At 71.4% G+C, this 11,597-nt stretch carries 16 protein-coding genes, 3 tRNA genes and 1 pseudogene; 13 read left to right on the forward strand and 7 right to left on the reverse strand.

The window, feature by feature from the left end:
• Nucleotides 1-183 precede the first annotated feature (183 nt).
• Both OG552_RS11025 and OG552_RS11030 read left to right on the forward strand, forming a co-directional pair.
• On the forward strand, nt 184-1,353 hold the full coding sequence (locus OG552_RS11025; protein WP_329131737.1) for a sialidase family protein: 1,170 nt from the start codon (nt 184-186) through the stop codon (nt 1,351-1,353).
• Nucleotides 1,354-1,450: 97 nt separating this feature from the next.
• Nucleotides 1,451-2,626 (forward strand): sialidase family protein, encoded by a 1,176-nt coding sequence (locus OG552_RS11030; protein WP_329131739.1) that lies wholly within the window; start codon nt 1,451-1,453, stop codon nt 2,624-2,626.
• 92 nt (nt 2,627-2,718) lie between these two features.
• Here OG552_RS11030 and OG552_RS11035 read toward each other — a convergent pair whose 3' ends face one another.
• From OG552_RS11035 to OG552_RS11045, 3 genes are all read right to left on the reverse strand, one after another.
• Nucleotides 2,719-3,057: a helix-turn-helix domain-containing protein gene (locus tag OG552_RS11035; protein ID WP_329131741.1), complete on the reverse strand. Its 339-nt coding sequence runs from the start codon at nt 3,055-3,057 to the stop codon at nt 2,719-2,721.
• Nucleotides 3,054-3,437, reverse strand: coding sequence for a type II toxin-antitoxin system RelE/ParE family toxin (locus OG552_RS11040; RefSeq protein WP_329131743.1), 384 nt, complete (start codon nt 3,435-3,437; stop codon nt 3,054-3,056). Before OG552_RS11040 ends, OG552_RS11035 begins: the two co-directional genes overlap by 4 nt.
• 390 nt (nt 3,438-3,827) lie before the next feature.
• Nucleotides 3,828-3,995, reverse strand: a complete 168-nt coding sequence (locus OG552_RS11045) for a hypothetical protein (protein WP_329131745.1) — start codon at nt 3,993-3,995, stop codon at nt 3,828-3,830.
• Between OG552_RS11045 and OG552_RS36420 the strand changes: the two are divergent.
• The 7 genes and pseudogenes from OG552_RS36420 to OG552_RS11075 all read left to right on the forward strand — a co-directional run.
• Nucleotides 3,937-4,209: pseudogene (locus OG552_RS36420) on the forward strand (exo-alpha-sialidase); the annotation flags it as partial. The gene OG552_RS11045 and the pseudogene OG552_RS36420 sit on opposite strands and share 59 nt — an antisense overlap.
• 82 nt (nt 4,210-4,291) lie before the next feature.
• Nucleotides 4,292-4,585, forward strand: a complete 294-nt coding sequence (locus OG552_RS11050) for a sialidase family protein (protein ID WP_329131747.1) — start codon at nt 4,292-4,294, stop codon at nt 4,583-4,585.
• A 54-nt stretch (nt 4,586-4,639) separates the two neighbouring features.
• On the forward strand, nt 4,640-5,500 hold the full coding sequence (locus OG552_RS11055; protein WP_329131750.1) for a GH25 family lysozyme: 861 nt from the start codon (nt 4,640-4,642) through the stop codon (nt 5,498-5,500).
• A gap of 36 nt (nt 5,501-5,536) precedes the next feature.
• Entirely contained in the window at nt 5,537-5,908 is a 372-nt protein-coding gene (locus OG552_RS11060; protein ID WP_329131752.1) for a hypothetical protein, read from the forward strand.
• On the forward strand, nt 5,901-6,209 hold the full coding sequence (locus OG552_RS11065) for a hypothetical protein (protein ID WP_329131754.1): 309 nt from the start codon (nt 5,901-5,903) through the stop codon (nt 6,207-6,209). Before OG552_RS11060 ends, OG552_RS11065 begins: the two co-directional genes overlap by 8 nt.
• A complete protein-coding gene (locus OG552_RS11070; protein ID WP_329131756.1) occupies nt 6,169-6,387 on the forward strand; it encodes a DUF7620 family protein in 219 nt (72 codons plus the stop codon). The genes OG552_RS11065 and OG552_RS11070 overlap by 41 nt, the downstream gene beginning before the upstream one ends.
• Nucleotides 6,387-6,698 carry a putative phage holin gene (locus OG552_RS11075; RefSeq protein WP_329131758.1) on the forward strand — a complete coding sequence of 104 codons (312 nt, stop codon included), beginning with the start codon at nt 6,387-6,389 and terminating at the stop codon, nt 6,696-6,698. The genes OG552_RS11070 and OG552_RS11075 overlap by 1 nt, the downstream gene beginning before the upstream one ends.
• Nucleotides 6,699-6,851: 153 nt before the next feature.
• Here the strand turns inward: OG552_RS11075 and OG552_RS11080 are convergent, their stop codons facing one another.
• A complete protein-coding gene (locus OG552_RS11080) occupies nt 6,852-7,610 on the reverse strand; it encodes an XRE family transcriptional regulator (protein WP_329131760.1) in 759 nt (252 codons plus the stop codon).
• Between the two features lie 369 nt (nt 7,611-7,979).
• Here OG552_RS11080 and OG552_RS11085 point away from each other — a divergent pair, with 369 nt between their 5' ends.
• A complete protein-coding gene (locus tag OG552_RS11085; RefSeq protein ID WP_329131762.1) occupies nt 7,980-8,474 on the forward strand; it encodes a hypothetical protein in 495 nt (164 codons plus the stop codon).
• Between the two features lie 42 nt (nt 8,475-8,516).
• Nucleotides 8,517-8,657 (forward strand): hypothetical protein, encoded by a 141-nt coding sequence (locus OG552_RS11090; RefSeq protein WP_329131764.1) that lies wholly within the window; start codon nt 8,517-8,519, stop codon nt 8,655-8,657.
• A gap of 298 nt (nt 8,658-8,955) precedes the next feature.
• On the opposite strand, the gene OG552_RS11095 is transcribed toward OG552_RS11090, so the two are convergent.
• The 3 genes from OG552_RS11095 to OG552_RS11105 form a co-directional block, all read right to left on the reverse strand.
• Nucleotides 8,956-9,032, reverse strand: a tRNA-Ile gene (locus tag OG552_RS11095).
• 156 nt (nt 9,033-9,188) lie between these two features.
• Nucleotides 9,189-9,261, reverse strand: a tRNA-Asn gene (locus OG552_RS11100).
• Nucleotides 9,262-9,266: 5 nt separating this feature from the next.
• Nucleotides 9,267-9,339, reverse strand: a tRNA-Asn gene (locus tag OG552_RS11105).
• Between the two features lie 177 nt (nt 9,340-9,516).
• On the opposite strand from OG552_RS11105, the gene OG552_RS11110 reads away from it, so the two are divergent.
• Both OG552_RS11110 and OG552_RS11115 read left to right on the forward strand, forming a co-directional pair.
• Nucleotides 9,517-9,810 carry a YtxH domain-containing protein gene (locus OG552_RS11110; RefSeq protein WP_329131766.1) on the forward strand — a complete coding sequence of 98 codons (294 nt, stop codon included), beginning with the start codon at nt 9,517-9,519 and terminating at the stop codon, nt 9,808-9,810.
• A gap of 166 nt (nt 9,811-9,976) precedes the next feature.
• On the forward strand, nt 9,977-11,422 hold the full coding sequence (locus OG552_RS11115; protein WP_329131767.1) for an FGGY family carbohydrate kinase: 1,446 nt from the start codon (nt 9,977-9,979) through the stop codon (nt 11,420-11,422).
• The last annotated feature ends 175 nt before the right edge of the window (nt 11,423-11,597 follow it).

Genomic DNA, 11,597 nt, shown 5'->3' on the forward strand with positions numbered 1-11,597 from the left:
CCTTCGGCTGACGCGGCCCGCGGCGCCTTGGCGGGCGGCGCCTCTGCGGGCGGCACCTTCGCGGGCGGCGCCGGGCCCTGCACGGGCCGTACTGCGCCGGGCGGCCGGTCCCCGGCTCACTCGTTACGGTGAGCGCGCGCGCCGGTGGGACGCGGAGGGCGCACCGCGAGGCAACGCTTGGTCATGCCCCGACGTACACGTGCCGCCCTGATCACCACCACCTGCCTGCTGTCGACGCTGCTGCTGCCGGCCGGCCGGGCCGCCGCCGCACCCGCCCCGGGCTGCACGGGCACCTTGTGGACGTCCGGCACCGACGGCTACCACACGTACCGCATCCCGGCCGTGGTGAACGTCCGCGGCACCCTCGTCGCCTTCGCCGAGGCGCGGCGGGACAGCGCCGCGGACAACGGCGACATCGAGGTGGTCCAGCGGCGCTCGACCGACGGCGGCTGCACCTGGTCGCCGCAGCGGGTGGTGGCCGACGAGGGGCACGACACGATCGGCAACCCGACCCCGCTGGTCACCGCGTCCGGCACCCTCGTGCTGCTCACCAACCGGCAGAAGGGCGCGGTCACCATCGGCCAGATCGAGGCCGGCACGGTCACCGTCGCCGACGGGCGCCGGGTCTACGTACAGACCTCACAGGACGCCGGCGGCAGCTGGTCCGCGCGGCGCGAGATCACCTCCTCGGTGAAGAAGGCGGCCTGGCGGTGGTACGCCACCGGTCCCGGTCACGGCCTGACGCTCACCCAGGGGCCCGACCGGGGGCGGCTGGTGGCCGCGGCCTACCACTCCGAGCCGGGCAAGCAGGGGGTGGACCTGCTGCTCTCCGACGACGACGGCAGGAGCTGGCGGCTCGGCGCCTCGGAGACCCGCAACAACAAGGTGATCAATCCCGGCGAGTCCAGCGCCGCGCAGCTGCCCGACGGCCGGATCTACGTATCGGCCCGCAACAGCGGCGGATCGTCCGGCGTCAACCGGGCGGCGGCGTACTCCGAGACGGCCGGCCGTACCTTCACCGGCCCCTTCCGCCCGCTCCCCGCCATCACCACTCCCCCGGTCCAGGGCACCGTCCTCCAGGACCCCGGCTACCCGGCCGGTGTCACCTGCGCGCCCCTGCTCTACGCCGGGCCTCAGGACCCCACCGCCCGCCGCCACCTCACCCTTCGCCGCTCCGACGACGGGGGCGGCAGCTGGCGCACCGTCACCGACCTGACGCCGGCCACCGGCCCGGCGGCGTACTCCGACATGACGAAGATCTCCCGCACCAAGGTCGGCGTCGCCTACGAGACCGGCACCTCGAACCCTTATCAGCGGATCGCCTGGCGCTCGGTCACGCTCAACTGCCCTTGACCGGGGCGATATCGGACGAGTGTTCATAACGTACCCCTCCGGGGTGAACCATGACGATTGACCACCATCCGGCCGCGGTCGGGCGCGATGCTGCCGCATGCCCGTACCGATGCGAACCGCCGCGATGACGGCGGCCGTTCTCGCCCTGACCGCACTGACCACCGGCGCCGCGCCGCGGACCGCCACCGCGCCGACCGCGTGCGCGACCACGCTGTGGACGGCCGGCACCGGTGGCTACGCCTCCTACCGGATCCCGGCCGTGGTGAACGTCCGCGGCACCCTGGTCGCCTTCGCCGAGGCGAGGAAGCACAGTGCCGCCGACAACGGGGACATCGACGTCGTGCAGCGCCGGTCGGCCGACGGCGGCTGCACCTGGTCGCCGCAGAAGGTGGTGGCCGCGGACGGCGCCGACACCGTCGGCAACCCGACTCCGCTGGTGACGGCCGGCGGGGGCCTGGTCCTGCTGACCAACCGGCAGAAGGGGTCGGTCACCTCGGCGCAGATCCAGGCCGGCACGGTGCCGGCTGCCGACTCACGCCGGGTGTTCGTCCAGACCAGCCGGGACGCGGGCGCCACCTGGTCCGCACGCCGGGAGATCACCGCCTCAGTGAAACGCCGGACCTGGCGCTGGTACGCGACCGGCCCCGGACACGGCCTGACCATCACCCGCGGCCGGGCCGCCGGGCGCCTGGTCGCCCCGGCCGACCACAGCCTCGCCGGGCCCCTGCACGGCGGCAACACACTGCTCTCGGACGACAGCGGCCGTACGTGGCGGCTGGGGGCCGTCGACGACCACACCGACGGAGTGATCCAGGCGGACGAGACCACCGCGGCGGAACTCCCCGACGGCAGCGTCTACTTCAGCTCCCGCCAGACCTACGGCACCAGCCCCGCCAACCGGTCCTACACATACTCGACCACCTCAGGCAGCACATACACGGCACCATTCAGACCGATGCCAGGGATCGTGACCCCGCCGGTGGAAGGCGCCCTCCTCCAGGACCCGGGCTCCCCCACCGGCGTCACCTGCGCCCCGCTCCTCTACTCCGGCCCCCAGGACCCCTCCACCCGGCAGCACCTGACACTGCGCCGCAGCACCGACCGCGGCCTGCACTGGCGCACCGTCACCCAGATCACCGGCCCCACGACCCCCGCCGCCTACTCCGACATCACGAAGGCGGACCGCACCCACGTCGGCATCGCCTACGAGACCGGCACCAGCGGCCCGTATGAGCGGATCGCCTGGACAACCGCCACCGTCACCTGCCCCTGACCCCCGCAGCCCGGCTGCGCACCCGTCGAACCACGACGTTGGCCCGGCACTGCCGCAGCAGCGGAGTCCTGGGGCCAGGAGCGCGGCTCACGTCACCCAAGGACGTAGGTCTCATCACCGAAGTCAGCAACGATCTTCATCTTGCCACCGAGTGCCTTGACGTATGCAGCCAAGGTGTCGACCTCGCTGCGTTCCAACTGCCCCCTCTCGATCCGCGAAACGCGAGCCTGAGTGACTCCCATGGCCTTGGCGACTTCCACCTGAGTGGTGTGCTGCCGCTTGCGCAGTTCAGCCAGGCGGTGCACCCGGGAGGCAGCGATCATCACCTGTGCGCCCTGCGCGATCCTGTCCTTCTCCGCATCAGTAAAGGCGAACTCCTCGGCCAGGTCCTCCCAGGAGGCGCTCTGCGGGTCCTTCAGGTGATCAGTCATCGCTTCCGGTCCTCTCCTTCGCCTTCGATTCGCTTGAGGTGATCCTCGTACGCCTGCTCGGCCAGCGGTACTGCCACTCGGTACCAGCCGGACCAGTTACCCGCCTTGTCCCCGCCAACAAGGATCACCGCTTGCCGTTGGGGGTCGAATACGAACAGCAACCGCATCTCCGTGACGCCGGCCGAGCCGGGTCGGAGTTCCTTGAGGTTGGGCAACGCCGAGCCTTTGATCGTGTCGACCAGCGGCCGTCCCAGGGCAGGGCCCTCCTCTTTGAGGGCGGTGATGGCCTGACTGACCTGAACAAGAGTGTCGCGGTCAGTGCGGCGCAACTCGTGAAGCCATGAGAGAGCCGGTTCGACCACTACGATTTCCCAAGCCACCGCGCCCCCATCTGCACATTATTACATGGATAGCATACACCACCTGTGTAATATTTGTCGCGGGCATCGGCCAGCCCCGCGCAGCCGGCCGGTCCGCCTCACAGGAGCGGCCGCCCCCTCATTTACGGCCCCGAGGACCCCTACCGGGGCTGCACAGGCCGAAAGGGAAGGCCACCTGGACGAGTAGGCGTGGGCTGCCCGTGCGAGGGCGTCGGAGGACCGGCCGGGCGGCGGGCGGGCGGGACCGAAGATCCGTTGTCTCGCTTCCAGATCATCAGGCGCACAACGGTCGGACACGGCCCTGGGGCGGATCCGCAGACTCTCCCGGGGCCGCGACGAGTCCGCGCTGGCTTCGCGTCACTGGCGCTGGCTCGTCTGGTGGCCCTGTGGTCACCTCGTTTCGGTTTGGTGGGTGGGTGTGTCGCCGCGCCGGGCGAGTGCCAGGTTCACCTCGGCGCAGATCCAGGCCGGCACGGTGCCGGCTGCCGACTCGCGCCGGGTGTTCGTCCAGACCAGCCGGGACGCGGGCGCCACCTGGTCCGCACGCCGCGAGATCACCGCCTCAGTGAAACACCGGACCTGGCGCTGGTACGCGACCGGCCCCGGACACGGCCTGACCATCACCCGCGGCCGGGCCGCCGGGCGCCTGGTCGCCCCGGCCGACCACAGCCTCGCCGGGCCCCTGCACGGCGGCAACACACTGCTCTCCGACGACAGCGGCCGCACGTGGCGGCTGGGAGCCGTCGACGACCACACCGACGGAGTGATCCAGGCGGACGAGACCACCGCGGCGGAACTCCCCGACGGCAGCGTCTACTTCAGCTCCCGCCAGACCTACGGCACCAGCCCCCCCGGTGGAAGGCGCCCTCCTCCAGGACCCGGGCTCCCCCACCGGCGTCACCTGCGCCCCGCTCCTCTACTCCGGCCCCCAGGACCCCTCCACCCGGCAGCACCTGACGCTGCGCCGCAGCACCGACCGCGGCCTGCACTGGCACACCGTCACCCAGATCACCGGCCCCACCACCCCCGCCGCCTACTCCGACATCACGAAGGCGGACCGCACCCACGTCGGCATCGCCTACGAGACCGGCACCAGCGGCCCGTATGAGCGGATCGCCTGGACGACCGCCACCGTCACCTGCCCCTGACCACCTCGCCCCGCGCCAACCGGCCGGGGCTTCCCCATGCCCTGGAAGGCACCCATGACCGTCAACGGAATCGACGTCGCCTCCTACCAGTCCACCGCCTACGACACCGCGGGGCTGGGCTTCGTCCTCGTCAAGGCCACCGAGGGCACCAACTACGTCAACCCCAAGCACGACGCGCAGGTCAACACGGGCAGGTCCCGGGGCCTGGTGATCGGCCACTACCACTTCCAGCGCCCCGGCAGCCCGGCCGCGCAGGCCGCGTACTTCCTCCAGCACGCCGCCCCCAAGGCCGGGGACATCCTGGCGTGCGACTGGGAGGACACCGGCGTCCCCGACGAGGACAAGGACGCCTTCATCCGCGCCGTGCAGAAGGCCGCGCCGGGCCACCGGGTGCTGCTCTACTGCAACCGCGACTTCTGGCTCAACCGCGACCACACCTCCTTCGCCGGCGACGGCCTGTGGATCGCCGACCCGTCCGCGCCGACCGGCAAGCCCCGGGTCGAGCACGCCTGGCTGATGCACCAGTACAGCGAGGCCGGCGGCGTCGACCACAACGTGGCCCAGTTCGCCAGCAAGGCGGAGCTCGCGGCGTGGGCCGGCGCAACGCCGAAGCCCGCGGGCAAGCCGAAGGTCGACCTGTCCAACGTCATCGCGGCGGCGAAGGCCGACCCGAAGGCGAAGCAGGGCCACCAGACCCACGCAGCCGACGTCCGCCTGGTCGAAGGCGCCCTCAAGGCGGAGAAGCTGCTCGACGCCCAGTACGCCGGCGACGGCTCCTTCGGCTCCAAGACCGTCGCGGCCTACGCCGCGTACCAGCGCCGCCTCGGCTACACCGGCGCGGACGCCGACGGCATCCCCGGCAAGACCAGCCTCACCAAGCTCGGCACGAAGCATGGCTTCACCGTCGTCGCCTGAGCCCGCCCCATCCCAACCAGCAGAAACGGTACTGCCATGAAGACCACACCCGTCATCTTCGGCCGCGAGCCCGCCCTGTGGCTCGCCCTCGTGGCCGTCGCGGTGAAGCTCGCCACCGCGTTCGGACTCGACGTCACCACCGACCAGCAGGCCGTCATCAACGCGGTGGCCGCCGCCCTCGTCGGCGTGATCGTCGCGTTCCTGGTGCACGACGGCATCAGCGCCGCGATCCTCGGCCTGGTCCAGGCTGGTGTCGCCCTCGCCGTCGGCTTCGGCCTCGACTGGTCCGCCGACCAGCAGGCCGTCGTCCTGTCCCTGGCATCCGCCCTGGTCGCCATGTGGACCCGCACCCAGGTGACCGCCAAGGTCCCGGCCGCGCCGGCAGCCGCGGGGAGCGTGAGTGGATGAGCTGGCGTCCCGCGCACTGACGATCGGCGGCCCCTGGGCGATCGTGGCCCTCGCCGTGGTGATGATGCTGCGCGGGGACATCGTTTCCCGCCGGTTCCTCGACGACGCGCAGCGCACCGCTGACAAGTGGGAACGGGCACACGCCCGCAGCGAAGAGGCCCGGCACGAGGCACAGCGGCAGAACGGCGAAATGCTCGAAGTCGTCCACACCGCGAACCACGTCCTCAGCGCGCTGCCGCACGGCGGGCGGGAGGTGAGCCATGCCCCGGTGGATCAGGCACCTGTGTCGCCACAAGGGTGAGCGCCGTCCCGCCAACGGCGAGGCGGAGGCGGCGCTGCAACGGGCGGAGAGCGACCTCAAGGAGATCCGGGGGCGGGCCACAGAGGTCGACCGGGCAGTGGCCCGGCTGCGGGAGATCCGCCAGCAGAACCATTTCGCCGAGCGGTTCGACGAGATTTTCGGTGGGGGTGGTGGGTGATGGGCTGGGCTCAGTGGGTCAACGTTGCCGGATCCGGACTGGTCGCGCTGGCGTCACTGGCGTTCGTGGTGGCCTACGCGGTGACGGCCCCGTGGTGGCGGTCGCTGGTGGGCCGTCACGTGATGGCGGTGACCGCGGCGATGGGCTGGCTGGGGATGTACACGGTGCTCATCACCGTGTGGCCCGGCGGGGCTGTGGCCGCGGTGCTGCGGGTGTCGCGCGCGGTGGTGATCCTGGCCCTGGCCGGCCTGCTCGTGCAGCGCACCGTGATGGTGGTCCGTACCCAGCTCGGGAAACGCAAGACCCGCTGATCGATCGACCTGCCCCCGTCTGGACCTCACGGTCCGGGCGGGGGCCTTTTTGTGTGCCCGGTGTCAGACCCTGCCCGTAGGCTGGCGGGTATCCCATCCATGCTGCTGCTGGGGGCCGCCCCGTCTGGTTGAGCAGGCGGGGCCTTAGCGCTTCTACTCCGGGCGCCGGTTGTAGGCGTCGAGGGTGTTCCGGGTGGTCGAGGCGTCCTGCAGGACCAGTTCCCATGGTCCGGTGTTCACGTCGAACTCCTTCCCGAAGCCGACCCACTTCCCGGACATGCGCCGGCCGGTCGGCTCTACGAGCAGCTGAATCGCCCCGTGATACCGGGCTCCCCGGTAGTAGCCGTCGGTAGCGGTCTGCTCGGTCCAGGTGCCGGTGACGATGTTCCGGTCGATCTCCAGGTCCATCGTCAGCGGGGAGTCCGACGACCCGGGCAGGGAGCGCACGGTGAGGCGGTCGCCGTGCTGGAGGATCACTACGTGGTGGACGCCGATGAAGGAGCCGTCACGGCCGGAGGAGAAGTATTCGTACCGGCTGAGCCAGACCCCGGAGAAGTTGCCGTGTTCGGCGCGGGTGCGGGTTGATGACTGCCCGCCCGGGGCCGCGATGACCGTTGGCTCTGGGCTGACGTCGTGGCCGCCGCGTCCATCGTCCGCGACGCGGGCCTGGGGCATGAGCACGGTGAACCCAAGGGACTCAATGGGCAGGCCAGTGACGGCTTCGAGGGCTCGGGCGTAGACGGGGCGGGGGCTGGCGATCTGACCGGACTCCCAGCGCTGGACGAGTCGTTTGTTGGCGTCGTTGGGTTCTCCGGCGCGGTCGCCGGCCTCACGGATAGCGCGGGCCATGTCGTCCTGGGACAGGAGCATGCCCATGCGGATGGCGCGAAGAGTCGCGTTGGGTGCGGCCATGCGATCACGGTAGCTGCGATCGGGTTCGGGGCGACACCTTTTTGACGCCCCGTATGTCGCCGGTATGACGCCTCGCATGACGCCGCGTCAGGCGACATTGCGACGTCATCGTAACTGCATGGTTGCACCACGCGCTCACCCGGGGCTGACGATCCGGGTCTACAGGATCAACCCGGCCATAGGGCTGCGCACGACCGTCATGGAGCGCACCTCAGTAGTCGCCAACGCACCACTGACCACCTCTGCATGGCCCCCATGCGGGTGCAACCGGTGCACAGGACGGAGGACCTGATGCCGATGTGGGACGACACCCCGTGGCGCCGGCCCCGGCCGTGCTGCAACTGCCCCTCGATACCGGAAGGAACTCACATGACCACAGATGTCCTCGACGTCCGCCGCTTACTCGACCAGGAAGCGTTCGCGGGTGTCGTCGCCACCGTGCTGGACAACAACCCCGGCATGGACGAGACGACCGCCGAGCTGATCGTCACCGACGCCCTGGCCTACGTCGCCGCCGCGGCCCGCCACCCCTACACGTACATGGCGCCGTCCCGCACCGTGGACGAGGGGTGGCACGCCCTGATCCTCCACACCGCCCTCTACGCGAAGCTGTGCGAGCAGCTGGGCACGTTCATCCACCACTACCCTGAGCGCCCCGACCCGACCCGGCACGACGACGGGGAGATGGAGAAGACCCTCATTCTCATCCGGGAGACCGGCCACCAGCCGCACATGCCGCTGTGGACGCCCCCGACCGACGACCGGATCCCCGTCCGCGCGAACTGCAAACACAGCCCCAAGCCCGGCGGGTGCAGCCCCATCGAACCCCGGCCGAAGCCGCCGTCCGGCGCTTTCGCCTCCTAATGGCGCTGCACCGGTAGCCTGGTCGCCACGAAGGAGGCGGTCATGGAGTGGATCAACCCCAAGTACGCGGACATTCTCGCGGCCATGAAGCGGACAGACGCCGAGCGCAGCGAGGACCAGCCGGAGGGCGACCACCCGCCGGTACGCGGGTTCCTGCTCCCCGCCCCGTCCGAACCCAGCTGACCCCAAGCCCCGGCGCCCACAGGCCCGCACCGTCACACCAGGCGGTGCGGGCCTTCGTCATTTGTGAGGGACAGGCTGTCCCCCACAAAGGGTCCGCGCTTGGTGCTGACCCTTGTGACCGAGTCGGACTCGGCCGCAAAGGGGTACTCAGATCGTGAGCACCCTTGGCGGGCATGATCGTTTGCACTTCGGCCGAGCAATGGCCGAGCTGACGATCACTCAAGGATGTCTGCGCGACCCGACTGGCGGGCGCGAACCGCGCTGGCCCTGCTCAGAGGGCCGCCCCCGATTCTGCCCATGGTGGGGCGGGTGGGACTCGAACCCACGACCGACGGATTATGAGTCCGCTGCTCTAACCGGCTGAGCTACCGCCCCGTACGGCGCGCCGTGCGCGCCGTCTGCCGCAGCATAGCTGCTCATACGATCTGTCGCCCTCGCGGGTCACAGACGCGTCATCCGGTGGACTCGTGGGGGTGAGATCGCGGTTCCGACAGGCATGAAAAAGGACCCCAACGGGGTCCTGATCCTGCGCTCCCCCGACTGGACTCGAACCAGTAACCTGCCGGTTAACAGCCGGCTGCTCTGCCAATTGAGCTACAGGGGACCGAGCTCCCCCGACTGGACTCGAACCAGTAACCTGCCGGTTAACAGCCGGCTGCTCTGCCAATTGAGCTACAGGGGATCGCTCTGTGCACCGAATGCACCCGCCCAGGGTGATCCCGGGAGGCGCGCGCTCGGTGCGACACATACATTAGCGCAAGTGGAGGGGTGCTCCGCCAACCACTTGTGCCGGGGTTGCCACCCGGGTGCGCAGGGTAGGCGCCGAAGAAGTCCGACAGGGACGGAGAAGGGTGGAGCCATGCACCGGCTTACGTTCATCACAGGAGCCCTCGTCGGCTACGTGCTCGGCGCACGGGCCGGCCGGGAGCGGTACGAGCAGCTGCGCAAGGGCGCGCAGAAGATCGCGCAGAATCCGGCGGTCCGCAACACCGCGGAGAGCGCCGTGCAGCAGGGCCGCAGCGCCGCCTCGAAGGCGGCCGGCTCGGTCACCGCGAAGTTCGGCGACCGCCTGCCGGAGGCACTGGCCGGGAAGGTCCGGTCGCTGCACAACGGCAACGCGCCGCAGGACGACTGGGGGACCTCGAACACCTGAGGCCGCCCGGTCACCCCGGTGAAACCCCGGCGATCTCCGGGCCGCCACGGCCCGGAGATCGGCCTGCGGATCTGCCCGGAAATCGGCCCGGGGATCGCCCCGCAGATCGCTGACCGAGATCATTCCGTGAGACACACGGCGCCCCCGGTGCGGCATCATCTGCGGCATGGGCAAAGTGGCCGGCATAGACAGCTCCAGCGCAGGCACCACCGTCGTCGTGTGCGACAGCGACACCGGGGAGGTGCTGCGGCAGGGCCATGCCCCGCATCCGATCGGCGAAGGCGAGAAGCCGACCGAGATCGATCCGCAGGCGTGGCTGCTCTCGCTCGGCGAGGCGGCCAAGAACGGCGTGCTGGAGGGCGTACAGGCGATCGGGATCTCCGGCCAGCAGCACGGCCTGCTCGCGCTGGACGCGGGCGGCGTGACCGTACGGGCGGCGCTGCTGCGCGGGGACAAGCGGGCGCAGGTGCAGGCCGCGGACCTGACCGAGGAACTGGGCGGGACCGGCGCCTGGATGGAGGCGGTCGGCGGCGTCCCGCTGGCCTCGTACCCGATCGCCAAGCTGCGCTGGCTGGCGCAGCACGAGCCGGCCACCGCCCAGCGGACCGCGCAGGTGATGCTGCCGCACGACTGGCTGGTGTGGCAGCTGCTGGGCCGGCCGGCCCGCCGTACCACCGACCGCGGTGACGCCTCCGGCACCGGCTACTGGTCGGCGGCCACCGGCGAGTACCGCACCGACCTGGTCGAGCGGGCGCTCGGCCACCAGGTGGCGCTGCCCGAGGTGCTGGCCCCCGCCGAGCCCGCCGGGCAGACCCCGGAGGGCCTGCTGATCAGCGCCGGCACCGGCGACACCATGGCCGCCGCGCTCGGCCTCGGTCTGCGGCCCGGGGACGCGGTGGTCTCGCTGGGCGCCGGCGGCACCGTCTTCGCGGTGCACCAGGAGGCGCTGACGGACCCCACCGGTACGGTCACCGCCTTCGCCGACGCCACCGGCCGCCATCTGCCGCTGGTGCACGTCAGGAACGCGGTACGGACGCTGCGCGCCACCGCCGAGCTGCTGGGCACCGACCTGGAGGGCCTCTCCGAGCTGGCGCTGCAGTCGACGCCGGGTGCGTACGGGCTGGTGCTGCTGCCGTACCTGGAGGGCGAGCGGACCCCCGACCTGCCGCACACCGCGGGCACCCTGGCCGGGCTGCGGCGGGACTCGATGAAGCGCGAGCACCTGGCGCGGGCCGCGTTCGAGGGCATGCTCTGCGGGCTCACGGACGCGCTGGACGTGCTGCGGGACAAGGGTGTGCAGGTGCACCGGGTGTTCCTGCTCGGGCCGGCCGCCGAACTGCCCGCGGTACAGGCCATCGCACCCGCGCTGCTGGGCGCGCCGGTGGTCGTCCCCGCGGCGGCTGAGTACGCGGCGATCGGCGCCGCCCGGCAGGCGGCCTGGTCGCTGGGCGCGGTGCTGGGGTCGCAGTCGCAGTCCGAGCCGCCGCACTGGGAGCAGGAGAACGCCACGCTGCTGGACCCGGGGGACGAGGCGGCCGTCGGGTCCGCGGTGCGGCAGCAGTTCACCGCGGTCCGCGAGCACACCCACCCGGGGGCCTTCGCCACGCGGTGAGCGCCGGGCCCCGGGGGCCTTCGCCGCGCGATGACCGCCGGGCCCCCGGCGGACGGCATGCCCGCGGAAGCCACCCCCCGCGGCTCGGTGAACGCCGGCCCCCCGGCGGACGGCACCGCGGAGGCCGCCCCGCCGCCCCTCCTCCACCCCCGGGCCACCGGCATGTCCCGGCCCC

It is taken from the genome of Streptomyces sp. NBC_01476 (genome assembly GCF_036227265.1).
Lineage (GTDB): Bacteria > Actinomycetota > Actinomycetes > Streptomycetales > Streptomycetaceae > Actinacidiphila.